Here is a 14,541-nt window from a genome sequence, read left to right on the forward strand (position 1 = left end):
TCCGGGCAGAACGGCTTTCTACCAACCGTCCGTCTGGTACTCTATCGCGGACCGGACGAGCCGACGAGGAGGCGCGTTGCCAGGGCAGGATCAGCGGGTCGGACCGACCGGCGCGTCGACCATGGCCGACCGTGTGGCGCAGCTGCGCGAGCACCGCGGGCGGGCGCTGGCGATGGGCGGGCCGGAGGGCCTGGACAGGCACCGCGCGTCCGGACGGCTGCCGGTGCGCGAGCGGATCGACCTGCTCGTCGACGACGGGTCGTGGTTCGAGATCGGCGCGCTCGCGCTGCCCGAGCTGCGCAGGGCCAAGGACATCCCGGGCGACGCCGTCGTCACCGGGTTCGGCCTGCTGGACGGCCGCCGGATCGGCGTGATCGGGATCGACGCGAGCGTCGTCGCGGGCACCACGGCGCCGGTCTCGATGCGCAAGCAGGGCAGGCTGATCGAGCACGCGCAGCGGCACGGTTTCCCGCTCGTCCTGCTCTGCGACGCCGACGGCGGCCGCATGCCGGACGTGTCCGGCTGGCGGTTCTCCGGGCTCCCGCTGGACTTCCGGACGTTCCTCAAGCCGCGGCCGGGCACGCCCGCGGTGCCGCGCGCCGCCGCGGTGCTCGGGCCGAGCTACGGCGACTCGGCGCTGCACGCGTCGACGGCGCACTTCGTAGTGATGACTCGCAGCGCGTCGCTGGCGCTGTCCGGGCCGTCGGTCGTCGAACCCGCGATCGGCGAGAAGATCAGCGACGAGGAGCTCGGCGGGCCGTCCGCGGCGACCGAGGCGGGCAACGCGCACCTCGTCGTCGAGACCGAGGCCGACGCGTTCGACGCGATCGCCGCGTTCCTGTCCTACCTGCCCTCGCGGGCAGGCGGTCCGGTCCGCTGGGGTGCGCCGCTCGAGCCGGTCCGGAACGACTGGGACGACGTGGTCCCGCTCGGCAACCGCTCCGGCTACGACATGCACGACGTTCTCGACTGCCTCGCCGACGCGTCGTCCGTGCTGCCGTGGGCGGACGGCTGGGGCGGCTCCGTGCTGTGTGCACTGGCCCGGATCGACGGGCGCCCGGTCGGGCTCGTCGGCAACCAGCCGATCGTGCGGGCCGGCGCGCTGGACCCGGCCGCGCTGGCCAAGGAACGCGCGTTCGTCGACCTCTGCGACACGTTCGGGCTCCCGCTCGTGTTCCTGCACGACGTGCCCGGGCTGATGATCGGCACCGCGGCCGAGCGCGGCGGCATCCTGCACGGCTACGAGGCGCTCGTGTCCCGGATCGCGGAAGCCACCGTGCCGAAGATCGGTGTGGTGCTGCGCAAGGCCTACGGGGGCGGGCACTTCGCGATGGGCGGGCGGCCGACGGCGCCGGACTTCCTGTTCGCCTGGCCGTCCGCCGAGCTGGGGTTCATGGCGCCGGAGACGGGCGTGCGCACGGTGAACCGGCGGCGACTCGAGACCGTGCTGGCCGAGCAGGGGCCGGAGGCGCACGCCGCGCTCGTCGAGGAGCTGACCGCGGAGTGGATCAGCGAGGCGGAGCCGTGGGAGGCCGCCGCCCACCTGTCGCTCGACGACGTGATCGAACCGTCCGAGACCCGGCGCGTGGTCGTGGCGGCGCTGTCCGTCGCCGCGCACGAGGAGGCCTGAGTGAAGCTGCGGGTGCAGACGGACGGCGCCGTCACGACGATCACGATGGACGCGCCGGAGAAGCTCAACGCGATGGGCCGCGACTTCTGGCCGGACCTGCGCGACGCACTGTCCACATGCGAGACCGACGGCGCGACGCGCGTCGTGGTCATCACCGGCGCGGGGGAGAAGGCGTTCTCGGCGGGTGGGGACATCGCGAGCTTCGCCGAGCTCGACGGGCCCGCTGCGAAGCGCGAGTTCCAGCGCGACTGCATGCGGACGTTCGCCGCCGTCGAGGAGAGCCCGCTGCCGGTCGTCGCGGCCGTGAACGGGTACGCGATGGGCGGCGGCTGCGAGCTGGCGCTGGCCTGCGACGTCGTGCTCGCCGCGGACACGGCCGTGTTCGCGATGCCGGAGACGGCCGTCGGGCTGGTGCCCGGGTTCGGCGTGCTGCGCGCCCCGTCGGTGATCGGCCGCTCCTGGACGAAGCTGATGATGTTCGGCGGGGAGCGGGTGGACGCCGACACGGCGGTGCGGATCGGGCTGGTGCAGAAGGTCGTCCCCGCCGCCTCGCTGATGACCACGGCGCGCGGGCTGGCCGAGCGCATGGCGGCGGCCGCACCACTGGCCGTCGCGACCGGGAAGGCATTGGTCAACCGCGGTGTCGACCGCGGGGAGTTCGAGCACTCGACGGCCGCGCTCACCGCGCTGCACGGCACCGCCGACGCCGCGGAGGGGATCGCCGCGTTCGTCGAGAAGCGCACGCCGACGTTCGAGGGGCGGTGAGTCTCCGGTGGAGCCGCTGGTCGCGCTGATGCGCCGGTACGTCGTGGACTACACGAACCGGCACGACACGTCGGTCTGCGCGGACCTGATGGAGCCGGACTACACGCTGCGGATGGGCGCGCACGAGATCTCCGGGCGCGACGAGCTGTACATCCCGGCCGCCGAGAGGCAGTTCACGCAGTTCCCGGGGCTGGGCCTGACCGTGCACGACGTCGTGACCAACGGCGACCGGCTGGCCATGCGCTTCACCGAGCACGGCGCGTCGAACCGGCACGGCGGCGCGGCCGCGTCCTGGTCCGGCCTGGGGCTCTACCGGTGGAACGGGCGGAAGCTGACGGAGAACTGGGTCGAGCAGGACTACCTGTCCCGCCGCCGCCAGCTCTGCGGCTCCCGGCCGGACCCGGTGGACGCGCCCGCCGTCGCGCCGTGGGACACGGTGGCCGTGCCCGCCGACCCGGATGCGGAGAACGTCGTGCGGGGCTGGGTCGCCGCCGGGTTCCCGTCCGCCGGCGTGCACTGGGACGACGGCGACGACCGCGCGCTCGTCACGGACACCTCCGACCGCGTGGACGACGTGTTCTCCGCCGGGGACCGGGTCGCCGTGCGGGTCACGCGGACCGGCACGTACGCGGGCGGGCTCGACGGCGTCGACCCCTCTGCCGTCGGGTGTCCGGCGACGCTGCACCTCGTCGCGCTCGTCCGGGTCGCGGGCGGGGACGTCGTGGACGGGTACGGCGTGCGCAACCGGCAGGACCTCGCGCGGTCCCTGACCCGGGCGGAGGCGGCATGAGCGACGACACCGCCGACGTACTCCGTCCCGCGGAGACGGCATGAACACAGCCCTCGACGACGACCTCCTCACCCCGGAGGCGACGGCGGACCCGTATCCGCTGCTCGACGCGCTGCGCGAGCACGACCCGGTGCACTGGAGCGCCGACCACCGCGCCTGGCTGCTCACCCGCTACGACGACGTGTCCGCCGCGTTCGCGAACAAGGCGCTGTCCAACGACCGGGTCCGCCCGGTGCGCGCTGCCCGGGCAGCCCGTGGCGAGACGTCGGACAGCGCGGCCGACCGGGTGCTCGCGCTGATGAGCGAGTGGATGGTCGTGTCCGACCCACCGGCACACAGCCGCCTTCGGAAGCTCGCCGCCGGCGCGTTCAAGGGCCAGCGGATCTCGGCGATGGACGCGTCGATCACGGCGCTGGTCGACGAGCTGATCGACGCCTTCACCGGGGGCGACCTGATCGCCGGTGTCGCGTACCCGTTGCCCGCCACGGTGATCGCGACGATGCTCGGCGCCCCCGTCGCCGACCGCGACAGGTTCCGGGACTGGTCCGACGAGCTCGCCCTGGTCGCGTTCGGCGGCGGCGGGAGCGACCGGCACGAGCGGGCGCTCGGCGGCCTGCACGAGATGGACGCGTACTTCCGCTCGCTGATCGAGCAACGCCGGTCCGAGCCGGGGGACGACATGCTCACCGCGATGATGGGCACCGAGCAGGACGACAAGCTCTCCGACGACGAGCTGTCCGCCATGTGCGCGCTGCTGCTGTTCGCCGGGCACGAGACTACGACGAACTCGATCGCGAACGCGACGCTCGCGCTCCTGCGTCGCCCGGACGACCTGGCCCGCCTGCGGCGCGACCCCGACCTGCTGAACACGACGGTCGAGGAGCTGCTGCGCTTCGACGGGCCGATCAAGGTGATCAACCGCTGGGTCGTCGACGAGACGGAGATCCGCGGCCGGACGATCTCGCCCGGAGAGCGCGTGCACCTCGTGCTGGCCGCGGCGAACCGGGACCCGGAGCGGTTCGCCGATCCGGCTACTGTGGACATCGAGCGCAGCCCGAACCCGCACGTCGCGTTCGGCAAGGGGATCCACGCCTGCATCGGCGCGCAGCTGGCCCGGATGGAGACCCGGATCGCGGTGGGGCGCATCGTGTCCCGGCTGCCGGATCTCGCACTGGCCGCCGAGCCGCGCTGGAAGCCCGCCGTCGCCTCCCGGTCGCTGGAGGCGCTGGAGGTGAGCGTGTGAAGGTCTCCGTCGACAGTGGAGTGTGCGAGGGACACGGCCAGTGCATGGTCGTCGACTACGACCTGTTCCCGCTCGACGACGACGGCCTCAGCGCCGTCGGCACCGACCGTCCCGTTCCGGAGGGCGAGGAGGACGTCGCCCAGGCCGGCGTCGACGCCTGCCCGGTCCGCGCGCTGACGCTCCACCCATGAGCGGCGTGCTCTTCGAGCCGGTCCGGCTGGGGCCCCTGACGCTCAGGAACCGCTTGGTCATGGCGCCGATGGGCACCTGCCTGGACAACGGCGGTTACATCACCGACGACACGGTCGCCTACTACCGCCGCCGCGCCGAGGGCGGCGTCGGGACGATCACCGTCGAGGGCTGCCTCGTCTCCGCCGACACGGTCGGGCCGGAGCCGCGCCTGTCCGGGCCGGAGTTCCTTCCCGGGCTGCGCGGTCTCGTGGACGCGTTGCGCCCCTTCGAGGTCACGGTCGGCGTGCAGCTCATGCACCCGGGGCGCCAGGTCGTCGACGGGCCGTCGGTCGCGCCGTCGCCGGTGCCGCTGAACTCCGCCGCTCCGGTGCCGCACGAGCTGACCGGGGGCGAGATCGGCTCCGTCATCGCGGACTACGCGGCGGCCGCCGTCCGCGCCCGCGAGGCCGGGTTCGACTTCGTCGAGGTGCACGGCGCGCACGGGTACCTGCCGTCGAACTTCCTGTCGCCGGGGTTCAACCGGCGCACCGACTCCTACGGCGGCGATCTCGCCGGCCGCGCCCGGTTCAGCGTCGAGGTGGCGCGGGCGATCGTCGACTCGTCGGGGTTGCCGCTCGTGTGGCGGCTGAACGGCTCCGACGGCCCGAGCGGTGGGCTGGAGATCGACGAGGCCGTCGCGGCCGCCCGCATGATCGTGAACGCGGGCGCGTCCGCGATCTCGGTGACGGCCGGGACGTGGCTGTCGTTGCAGGTAACGCTCGCTCCGATGTCGACACCGCGCGGGGCGATGCGGCACTTGGCGGCGGCCGTGCGGCGCGCGGTCGACGTGCCGGTGATGGCCGTCGGGCGGCTCGACGACCCGGCGGACGCGGCGTCCGCCGTCCGTGACGGGGACGCGGACCTGGTGCTGCTCGGCCGGGGACTGATCGCCGAGCCGGACTGGCCGTCGAAGGTCGCCGCCGGACGGCTCGACGACGTGCGGCCGTGCATCGCGTGCAACGCGTGCGTCGATCTCGTCGGGCGCGGGGAGCGGGCGCGATGCTCGGTGAACCCGGAGGTCGGGCGGGAGCGGACCTGGGTGGTGGAGGCGGCTTCCGTGAAGCGCCGGGTGATGGTCGTCGGGTCGGGCCCGGCCGGGCTGGAGGCCGCCCGGATCGCGCGGCTCCGTGGTCACGAGGTCTCGTTGTGGGAGCGTGACGGCGAGCTCGGCGGCAAGCTCGAGGTCGCGTCGCTGGCGCCCAGCAAGCACGAGGTGCTGCGCTACCGCGCCCACCAGCGACGCGTGCTCGACGAGCTCGGCGTCACCGTGACGGTCGGCGTCGACGTGACCCCGGCCGTCGTCGCTTCGGAGGGTCCGGACGTGCTGCTGCTCGCCACCGGCGCCTCGCCCCTGGTGCCGCCGATCCCGGGCATCGACGCCCCGCACGTGCACGACGCCCAGCGCCTGCTGCGCGGTCAGATCACCGTGCCGGACGGAGCGCGCGTGGTCGTGATCGGCGGCAGCGCCACCGGGTGCGAGACGGCCGAGCTGCTCGCCGACAGTGGCGTCCCGACCACGATCGTCGAGATGCGACGGTCGGTCGGCGCCGGCATCGAGGCGATCACCCGCCGCACCATGGTCCGCGGACTGCGCGACGCCGGCGTGGAGATCCTGACGTCGGCGACGGTCGTGGGGATCGAGTCCGACGCCGTGACCTGGACCGACGCCGACGGCGCCCTCCATGAGACGCCCGCCGACCTGGTCGCCCTGGCCATCGGGTGGCGCCCGACCGGCGCGCTCGACGCGCTGCCGCCCGGCCTCGAGGTCCGGGTGGTGGGGGACGCCGACACCCCGGCCGACTTCGTCCGCGCCGTCAACGAAGGCGCCGACGCGGGCCTGACGGTCTGAGCCGGGGTGCTGCCGGCCGGCGTCCGATCCCGACCGTCTCCCGAACGAGTGCGACGTTCGTTCGCGTCATCGGCACGGGTGTCACCTCCGTCGGCGGGGCGGGCACGGGTCGGCACACGCCCGTCCTGGCCCGCGACGCGTTCATGATCAGCGGTTGTGGAGGCAGGCGTTCGATATGCGAACGAGTTGCGGCCCGACCGTCGATCACGCCGTCTTGTCGCGCCCGGACGCGCGGTGGTGATCGCCGGACTGCGCGCTGATCCGGCGTTCGCGCGCTGATCGGCCGGCCGCGCGTTGATCCGGTGTTCGCGGTCCGATCCGGTGTTTGCGGCCTGATTCGGTGTTTGCGCGTGTCCGGACGCGTGTGTTCTCCGGGTGGATGCGCGTTGTGCGGATCAGTGCGTGTTCGACGGCGATCGGTGACGCTGTGCCGCTGTCGTGGGTCCGCGCTGCGTCCGTGATCAGCGATTGCGGAGGCAGGCGTTCGATACGTGAACGGGTTGCGGCCCAGCCGTCGATCACGGCGTCAATGTCGCGCCCGGGGGGCGGCGTGGTGATCGCCGGAACGTGCGCTGATCCGGCGTTCGCGCGCTGATCAGCCGGACGCGTGCTGATCCGCCGGCCGCGCGTTGATCCGGTGTTCGCGGTCCGATCCGGTGTTTGCGGCCTGATTCGGTGTTTGCGCGTGTCCGGACGCGTGTGTTCTCCGGGTGCGTGCGCGTTGTGCGGATCAGTGCGCGTTCGACGGCGATCGGTGACGCTGTGCCGCACTCGGGTCCGCGCCGCGTTCATGATCAGCGGTTGTGGAGGCGGGCGTTCGATATGCGAACGGGTTGCGGCCCGACCGTCGATCATGGCGTCTTGTCGCGCCCGGACGCGCGGTGGTGATCGCCGGACCGCGCGCTGATCCGGCGTTCGCGCGCTGATTCGGCCTGTTCGCGCGTTGGTCCGGCGTTCGCGCGCTGATCGGCCGGTCGCGCGCTGGTCCGGTGTTCGCGCTCTGATCCGGCGGTCGCGTTGATCGGGCCTTCGCGGTCTGAGTTGGTGTTCGTGGTGTGATCCGGCGTTCGGGGTCCGATTCGGTGCTCGCGGTCCGATTTTGGCGTTCGCGCTCTGATCCGGTGTTCGCGCGTGTCGGGACGCGCGCGTTCTCCGAACGACAGCGCGTTCTCCGGATCGTCGTGCGTTCTCTGGACGGCCGCGTGTGGCGTCCGCGGGGTGGGGGCGGTCCCGGGTCTACAGCGCTCCGTCGTCGCGGTCGGTGCGGCTACCGGCCGGCCAGCAGGCGATCGGCCGTCGGGTCCGGATCGGGGTGGTGTCCCGCCCCGATCCGGACCGGACCGGACCGGACCGGACCGTCAAGCAGGTCAGACGGACGACCGACCGACCAACCGGCCGACCGACCAACCGGCCGAGTGGTCGACCGGCCGGAGCGGTCAGGCGGCCGAACCGAGGACGAACCCGCGATACCCGTCCGCGGCGATCGCGTCACACTGCTCGCGGTACGGTCCGACTCCGCCGACGTAGGCCATGAACACCCGGGGCTTGCCCGGGACGTTCGAGCCCATGTACCAGGAGTCCGCGGTCGGGAACAGCGTCGCGTCACCGACGACGCGGACGTGCTCCACCCACTCGTCCTCGGCGGCCGTCGTGGGCTCGACCCGGTCCAGGCCGTTCGCGCGCAGGTGCTCGATCAGGTCGGTCACCCAGTCCACGTGCTGCTCGATCGAGACGATCATGTTCGAGAGCACCGACGGGCTGGACGGCCCGGTGATCGTGAACAGGTTCGGGAACCCGGCCACGGCCAGGCCGAGGAACGTGCGCGGACCGTCGGCCCACTTGTCCCGCAGGGAGACCCCGTCGCGGCCGCGGATGTCGATCGCGTTCAGGGCGCCGGTCATCGCGTCGAAGCCGGTCGCGAACACGATCGAGTCCGCCTCGTACTCGCGCTCCGACGTCCGCACGCCGTTCTCGGTGATCTCGACGAGCGGCGTCTCGCGCAGGTCGACCAGGTCGACGTTCGGCTTGTTGAACGTCGCGTAGTAGCCGGTGTCCAGGCAGGGCCGCTTCGTACCGAACGGGAACGTGCGCGGGGACAGCTTCTCGGCCGTCGCCGGGTCGTCGACCGTCTCGCGGATCTTGTCGCGGACGAACTGTGCGGCGGTGTCGTTGGCCGCGGCGTCGGTGATCGTGTCGGTGTAGGCGCCGAGCACCGCGACCAGGTTCCCCTGCTCCCACGCCGCCTGGTATCTCTCCGTGCGCTCGGCCGCCGGGACCTCCAGCGCCGACTGGGTGGCGTGCTCCACCGGAACCCCGAACGCCGACTCGCGCTGGGCCTTCCGGAACTCCGGGTACCGGCCCTTCATGTCGGAGATCTCGCCCTCCTGGAGAGGGCGGTTCCCGGCCGGCATCGAGAAGTTCGGCGTGCGCTGGAACACCACGGTGGACGCGGCCTGATCCGCCATGATCGGGATCGACTGGATGCCGGAGCTGCCGGTGCCGATCACGGCCAGGCGCTTGCCGGTGAGGTCGACGCCCTCGTGCGGCCAGTGCCCGGTGTGGTGGATCGGGCCGCGGAACCGGTCGGCGCCGGGGATCTCCGGCGCCTTCGAGTGCGACAGGCAGCCCGTCGCCATGATCACGAACTGCGCGGTCACCGCCTCCGACGGCGTGGTCACGGTCCACCGGCCGGCCGTGTCGTCCCACACGCAGGACTCGACGCGCGTCGAGAACGTGATGTCCTTGCGGAGATCGAAACGGTCCGCGACGTGCTCGATGTAGGACAGGATCTCCGGCTGCGTCGGGTACTTCTCGGTCCAGACCCACTCCTGCTCGAGCTCCGGGGAGAAGGAGTACGAGTAGGCCATGCTCTCCACGTCGCAGCGGGCGCCCGGATAGCGGTTCCAGTACCAGGTGCCGCCGACGCCGTCGGCGGTCTCGAACACGCGCGCGGACAGCCCGGCGTTCCGGAGCCGGTACAGCTGGTACAGGCCGGCGATCCCGGCTCCGACGATGACGGCGTCGACGTCGTTGTGCGACAACAGTCCCCCTCAGCTCAGGTGCTTCTCGAGAAATTCGACTACATAGGACAGCCCGGCGTCGTGGCCGGGCAGGACGCCGACCATCGTGAAGAACCCGTGCATCTGCCCCGGGAAGCGTCGCGACTCGACGTCCACGCCCGCCGCGCGCAGCTTCTCGGCGTAGGCCTCGCCCTCGTCGCGCAGCGGGTCGTGCTCGGCGGTCAGCACGACGGCCGGCGGCAGCCCGCTCAGGTCCCCGCTGCGGATCGGCGACGCGTCCGCGTTCGTGCGCGTGTCCGGGTCCGGCGCGTAGTGATCCCAGAACCAGACCATCGACTCGCGGGAGAGCAGCAGCTGGTTCTCCGGGTCGGTGTAGCTGGCGTTGTCCAGGTCCGCGTCGGTCACCGGGTAGACGAGTACCTGCGCGGTGACCGCCGGCCCGCCGGAGACCTTGGCGCGCTGGGCCACGATCGCGGCCAGGTTCCCGCCCGCGCTGTCCCCGGCGACGACGAGCGGCACGTCCCCGCCCGCCAGCTCGATCTTCCGTGCCGCCGCCCACTGCAGCGCCGCCCACGAGTCCTCGGAGGCCGCGGGGTAGCGGTGTTCCGGAGCCAGCCGGTAGTCCACGAGCACGACGGTGCACCGCGTCAGGTTGGCCATCTTTCGGCCCAGGTGATCGGTCTCCTCGATGTTGCCGATCACCCAGCCGCCGCCGTGGTAGTAGACGATCAGGCCGCGCGGCGTGCCCTCCGGCACGATCACGCGGACCGGCACGTCACCGTTCGGGCCCGGTGCCACCGTGTCCTCGACCCGCCCGACACCGGGCCCGGGGCCGTACATCTCGCGGAGCATCCCGCCGAGGCCGCGCGCCTCATCGGGTGTCATCTCGTGCAAGGGCTTCATGCCCGTCTCGGCCATCTGGCCGAGCAGGGCGGAGGTCGCGTCGTCCAGGGCCAAGAGATCCACCTCGTCGTGCGAATCGACGTCGTCGTCTCCCGCAGTCTGACGGTCGTTTGGTGGGTTGTCGACGGCCGATCGGCGGCTCCGGGCTCGCCGTGTGGCCGCGGATGGAGCAGGGTGATCCACCATGACGGATGTTCTGTTCCCGACGGCCCTCGTCGGCAGTGCGCCGCAACCGGACTGGCTGATCGACCGGGCCGGGCTGGCCGGCCGGATGCCACCTCGGGTGCGCGCGAAGGAGCTGTGGCGGGTCGCGCCGGAGCACCTGCCGGAGGCGCTCGACGACGCCACGGTCGTCGCGATCCGGACGCAGGAGTGGGCCGGGCTGGACGTCGTCACGGACGGGGAGATCCGCCGGGAGAGCTACTCGAACCACTTCGCCACGGCCCTCGACGGTGTCGACGTCGACAACCCGGGCACCGCGCCGAACCGCAGCGGGGAGCCGATCCCGGTGCCGCGCATCGTCGGCCCGATCCGGCGCACGCACCCGATCCAGCTCGAGGACATGCGGTTCCTGCGCGCCCGCACCGACCGCGTCGCGAAGATGACCGTGCCGGGCCCGTTCACGATGAGCCAGCAGGCGCAGAACGACCACTACCCGGACATCGAGGCCGCGGCGATGGACTACGCGGCCGCGGTGAACGCCGAGATCAAGGACCTGCACGCGGCGGGCGCGGACGTCGTGCAGATCGACGAGCCGTGGATGCAGTCCCGGCCGGACGCCGCCCGCGCCTACGGGCTGGCCGCGCTGAACGCCGCGCTCGACGGCGTCACCGGGACCACGGCCGTGCACATCTGCTTCGGCTACGCGGCGATGATCTCCGGGCGGCCGTCGGAGGGGTACTCGTTCCTCCCGGAGCTCGCGGACTGCGCCGCGGACCAGATCTCGATCGAGTCGGCCCAGTCCGGTCTGGACCTCGGCGTGCTGGCCGACCTGTCCGGCAAGACGATCGTCCTCGGGGTGATCGACCTGTCGGACACCACTGTGGAGTCCGACGAGGTGGTGGCCGCCCGGGTGCGCAGGGCGTTCCCGTACGTCGCGGAGGAACGGCTCGTGATCGCCACCGACTGCGGCATGAAGTACCTGCCCCGGGACAGCGCCGAGGGCAAGATGCGCGCGATGGCCGGAGCAGCGGCGATCCTGCGCGCGGAGTCCGGGCGGTAGGCCGGTCGCGGATCAGTGGCGGAACGGACCGTCCGGCCCGAACGCGAACGCGGCGAACCGCGCGCCGATCCGCTCGTGCGTCGCCGCGTCCGGGTGCAGGTTGTCGGGCAGCGGCAGCTCCGCGGCGTCCGCGTCGCCGTACAGCTCACGGCCGTCCAGGTAGTGCAGGTTCGGGTCGTCGCGGACCGCGACGACCCGGTCGAGCTCCTCGCGGACGACGGACAGCGTCAGCCTGCCGGCCGCGATCTCGGCCGGATCCCCGGTCGCGCGGAACCTCAGCGTGCCGGCGGCGAGGGAGTCCGTGTCGACCGCACCGGGCCCCGGCGTGTCCTCGTGGATCGGGCACAGGACCGGAGAGACGAGCAGCAGAGGTGTCGTCGGATGCCCGTCGCGGACCGTGTCCAGGAAGCCGTGCACGGCGGAACCGAACGCGCGTCGTCGCATCACGTCGCCGTTCACGACGTTGATGCCGAGCTTGACGCTGATCAGGTCGGCCGCGGTGTCGCGCATCGCGCGCGCCGTGAACGGGTCGACCATGGCGCTGCCGGAGAACCCCAGGTTGATCAGGTCGACGTCGGAGGAGCGGGCGGCGAGCGCGGGCCACGTCGTCGCCGGGCTCGCCGCGTTCGACCCCGCCGAGATCGAGCTGCCGTGGTGCAGCCACACCCGTCGCTCCGCGGGCGCCGGCGTGACGTCCGCGTCCGCCCTGAGCGCGACGAGCTGGGTGATCTCGTTGTGCGGCAACCAGATCTCGACGGCCTTCTCGGCGTCGGGCAGGCCGTCGAACCGCACGGTCCCGACCGGGCCCTGCTCGGTCTCGGTGGCGCCGGTGGCCGGGTCGGTCCAGAGCACGAGCCCGCCGGACGTGCTCGCCGTGGCGGCGGGCTCGCCGTCGACGACGAGGTCGTAGACCCCGTCCGGACGCAGCGGCGCGCCGCGCAGGCCGATCCGCGTGCGGAGCGTGTCCAGCTCGACGGTCGTCGCACGCGTCCGGAACACCAGCCGCACCCCGGACGGCTGCGACTCCGCCAGCGCGAGCTGGGCGTCGGCGCACTGCGCGCGGGCACGGGCGGGCAGGCGGTGCGGGAGCAGGCCGTGCTCGGTGCGCACCAGTTCCAGCGCGCCGCGCACGAGGTCGGGGGTGATCGTCCGGGGGAGCGGGCCGGTCATGATCCCCAGCCTGCCGTGCGCACCCGGTGGCGCGCACCGGAGTTGTGATCAGAGCTCGCCGGCGAGCAGCGCCTCGTCGCTGATCCGGCAGGGGGCGTCCTCGTCGGCCTCCGGTGCGGATTCACCGCGCAGGCGCAGGCGTGCCTCGTCCAGCGACACCACGTCCGCACCCATGCGCACCTCCCGTGTTACGGCCAGGTTACCGACCCGGTGCGGGTGGGAGAAGGGCGGCGTGATCGGTCTCCGTAGACTGCCGCGGGTGTCCGAGACCGCCAGCGGAACGCGTGCCGGGGACGAGGGGGTGGCCCGTCGTCTCAAGGCGTTGGCCTGCACCGCGCCGCTGCACGACCTGGACGCCCGCAAGGGGCTCCTGGACTGGGCGGACGCGTCGCGCTACCAGATGGCCGAGATCGGGTTGCAGGCGATCGACCAGGTCACGCTCGCCATGGACTTCGACCACGGCGCGGACGCCGACCAGGTCGTGCGTCGCCTGCAGCCGTTCATCGCCGCACAGGCGCCGGGCTCGCCCACGGCCGAGCACGAGCACGTCGGGCACTGGGTGATCGAGAACCTGATCAACGTCGGCAGCCTGGACCGGGGGTTCGCCGTCGAGTACGGGGCCGTCGACGCCGGCGGGCGCTACGTGCGCCGACGGTTCGACTTCAAGCTGCTCGTCGAGGTCGCGGCGCCGGACGGCCAGGTCTACCTGCGGGCGTCCGACGAGGCGATCAACGTGCTCGTCGGGGCGCTGGACACCGACGTCGAGTCCGCCCAGGTCGCGGCCGAGGTGAAGCTGGAGAACCTGATCAGCCGCGGACGGCTCGGCGACGCGCGCCTGGCGGCCGAGCAGGCCCGCTACCGCACCGTGCAGTACGCGGAGGCGTTGCGCGCCAAGCTGGAGTCCACCCGTCGCGACGTCCGGTCCGTCGACTGGTTGGAGTCGGTCCCGGCGCTGCTGGACGACGCGCTCACCCACATCGAGGGCCGCTACCGGGCCGAGACGGCGATCCTGTCGAACATCGCCGACGCCCGCGACGACGCGACCGAGCCGGACCGCCGCAGGCAGGCCGCGGAGCTGGTCGGCGTCGTCGAGGACTGCATCGGCAGGCACACCCAGCTGCAGGCGCGGCTGCAGGAGGCGGGTGCCGCGTTCCGCGCCGAGCAGGACCGCCAGCAGTTCGCCGGGCGCCCGCAGCGCGCCGCGATCGACGTGTTCGGCCAGCTCCTGCGCCCGTCGCTCGGTCTGCCGGTCGGCATGGCCGGGTTCCCGGCCGTCGCGTTCTTCTCCGCGGGCGCCGGGATCAGGGTGCCGAGCGTGCCCGGCCTCGGCGGCCTCGTCGAGACCCTCCTGACGCCGCCCCCGGAGCGCGACCCGCTCGGCCAGGAGATGCCGGAGCCGGACCTGTCGCCGTCGGAACCGGAACGTTTCGGCGACCAGCGCTGGGGCGCCGCGGACGCCGTGCTGCCGTCGGACGCGGGCGGGGTGCGGCTGTCGTCGTTGCTGGCGCGGGCCAGGGAGTCCGATGTGGAGCTGCCGGCGCTCGTCGCGCTGCGGGCGCTGAACGCGGTCGGGACGGCCATCGGCACGGCGCGCAACCAGGGCGACGAGCGCGTGCTCGTCGCCGTCGACGACGGCACCGTCCTGCGCGACGACGAGTTCGCCGGCTCCGACCTGCTCGTCGCACTCGCCGGGGTGGAGACGGCGTGAGGGGCGTCGA

The 14,541-nt window shown here is 72.9% G+C and carries 13 protein-coding genes; 8 read left to right on the forward strand and 5 right to left on the reverse strand.

Features of this window, described 5'->3' with window-relative positions; translation table 11 throughout:
- Positions 1-76 precede the first annotated feature (76 nt).
- The 6 genes from EV378_RS31855 to EV378_RS31880 are packed head-to-tail and all read left to right on the forward strand — an operon-like array spanning position 77 to position 6,508.
- Positions 77-1,630: an acyl-CoA carboxylase subunit beta gene (locus EV378_RS31855; RefSeq protein ID WP_132431285.1), complete on the forward strand. Its 1,554-nt coding sequence runs from the start codon at positions 77-79 to the stop codon at positions 1,628-1,630.
- Positions 1,631-2,395: an enoyl-CoA hydratase/isomerase family protein gene (locus EV378_RS31860; RefSeq protein WP_132431287.1), complete on the forward strand. Its 765-nt coding sequence runs from the start codon at positions 1,631-1,633 to the stop codon at positions 2,393-2,395.
- 7 nt (positions 2,396-2,402) lie between these two features.
- Positions 2,403-3,185 carry an ester cyclase gene (locus EV378_RS31865; protein WP_132431289.1) on the forward strand — a complete coding sequence of 261 codons (783 nt, stop codon included), beginning with the start codon at positions 2,403-2,405 and terminating at the stop codon, positions 3,183-3,185.
- Positions 3,186-3,225: 40 nt separating this feature from the next.
- Positions 3,226-4,428, forward strand: coding sequence for a cytochrome P450 (locus EV378_RS31870; RefSeq protein ID WP_132431291.1), 1,203 nt, complete (start codon positions 3,226-3,228; stop codon positions 4,426-4,428).
- Positions 4,425-4,619 carry a ferredoxin gene (locus EV378_RS31875; RefSeq protein ID WP_132431293.1) on the forward strand — a complete coding sequence of 65 codons (195 nt, stop codon included), beginning with the start codon at positions 4,425-4,427 and terminating at the stop codon, positions 4,617-4,619. The genes EV378_RS31870 and EV378_RS31875 overlap by 4 nt, the downstream gene beginning before the upstream one ends.
- Positions 4,616-6,508, forward strand: a complete 1,893-nt coding sequence (locus EV378_RS31880; RefSeq protein WP_132431295.1) for an oxidoreductase — start codon at positions 4,616-4,618, stop codon at positions 6,506-6,508. The genes EV378_RS31875 and EV378_RS31880 overlap by 4 nt, the downstream gene beginning before the upstream one ends.
- Positions 6,509-6,712: 204 nt before the next feature.
- Here the strand turns inward: EV378_RS31880 and EV378_RS31885 are convergent, their stop codons facing one another.
- The 3 genes from EV378_RS31885 to EV378_RS31895 form a co-directional block, all read right to left on the reverse strand.
- Positions 6,713-7,363, reverse strand: a complete 651-nt coding sequence (locus EV378_RS31885) for a hypothetical protein (RefSeq protein ID WP_132431297.1) — start codon at positions 7,361-7,363, stop codon at positions 6,713-6,715.
- Positions 7,364-7,944: 581 nt separating this feature from the next.
- On the reverse strand, positions 7,945-9,549 hold the full coding sequence (locus EV378_RS31890) for a flavin-containing monooxygenase (protein ID WP_132431299.1): 1,605 nt from the start codon (positions 9,547-9,549) through the stop codon (positions 7,945-7,947).
- A 9-nt stretch (positions 9,550-9,558) separates the two neighbouring features.
- Positions 9,559-10,485 carry an alpha/beta hydrolase gene (locus tag EV378_RS31895; protein WP_132431300.1) on the reverse strand — a complete coding sequence of 309 codons (927 nt, stop codon included), beginning with the start codon at positions 10,483-10,485 and terminating at the stop codon, positions 9,559-9,561.
- A 130-nt stretch (positions 10,486-10,615) separates the two neighbouring features.
- Here EV378_RS31895 and EV378_RS31900 point away from each other — a divergent pair, with 130 nt between their 5' ends.
- Positions 10,616-11,653, forward strand: a complete 1,038-nt coding sequence (locus tag EV378_RS31900; protein ID WP_132431302.1) for a uroporphyrinogen decarboxylase family protein — start codon at positions 10,616-10,618, stop codon at positions 11,651-11,653.
- A 12-nt stretch (positions 11,654-11,665) separates the two neighbouring features.
- Here EV378_RS31900 and EV378_RS31905 read toward each other — a convergent pair whose 3' ends face one another.
- Positions 11,666-12,823 (reverse strand): SGNH/GDSL hydrolase family protein, encoded by a 1,158-nt coding sequence (locus EV378_RS31905; protein ID WP_132431304.1) that lies wholly within the window; start codon positions 12,821-12,823, stop codon positions 11,666-11,668.
- Between the two features lie 48 nt (positions 12,824-12,871).
- Positions 12,872-12,997 carry a hypothetical protein gene (locus tag EV378_RS36845; protein ID WP_279389672.1) on the reverse strand — a complete coding sequence of 42 codons (126 nt, stop codon included), beginning with the start codon at positions 12,995-12,997 and terminating at the stop codon, positions 12,872-12,874.
- A gap of 85 nt (positions 12,998-13,082) precedes the next feature.
- Here EV378_RS36845 and EV378_RS31910 point away from each other — a divergent pair, with 85 nt between their 5' ends.
- Positions 13,083-14,531 (forward strand): hypothetical protein, encoded by a 1,449-nt coding sequence (locus EV378_RS31910; RefSeq protein ID WP_132431306.1) that lies wholly within the window; start codon positions 13,083-13,085, stop codon positions 14,529-14,531.
- Positions 14,532-14,541 lie beyond the last annotated feature (10 nt).

It is taken from the genome of Pseudonocardia endophytica (assembly GCF_004339565.1).
Lineage (GTDB): Bacteria > Actinomycetota > Actinomycetes > Mycobacteriales > Pseudonocardiaceae > Pseudonocardia > Pseudonocardia endophytica.

Bases quoted from the DNA above. Each gene is read 5' to 3' on its own strand.
- EV378_RS31870 (WP_132431291.1), top strand. From the start codon at position 3,226: ATGAACACAGCCCTCGACGACGACCTCCTCACCCCGGAGGCGACGGCG.
- EV378_RS31880 (WP_132431295.1), top strand. From the start codon at position 4,616: ATGAGCGGCGTGCTCTTCGAGCCGGTCCGGCTGGGGCCCCTGACGCTC.
- EV378_RS31885 (WP_132431297.1), bottom strand. From the start codon at position 7,363: ATGATCGACGGTCGGGCCGCAACCCGTTCGCATATCGAACGCCCGCCT.
- EV378_RS31900 (WP_132431302.1), top strand. From the start codon at position 10,616: ATGACGGATGTTCTGTTCCCGACGGCCCTCGTCGGCAGTGCGCCGCAA.
- EV378_RS31905 (WP_132431304.1), bottom strand. From the start codon at position 12,823: ATGACCGGCCCGCTCCCCCGGACGATCACCCCCGACCTCGTGCGCGGC.
- EV378_RS36845 (WP_279389672.1), bottom strand. From the start codon at position 12,997: ATGGGTGCGGACGTGGTGTCGCTGGACGAGGCACGCCTGCGCCTGCGC.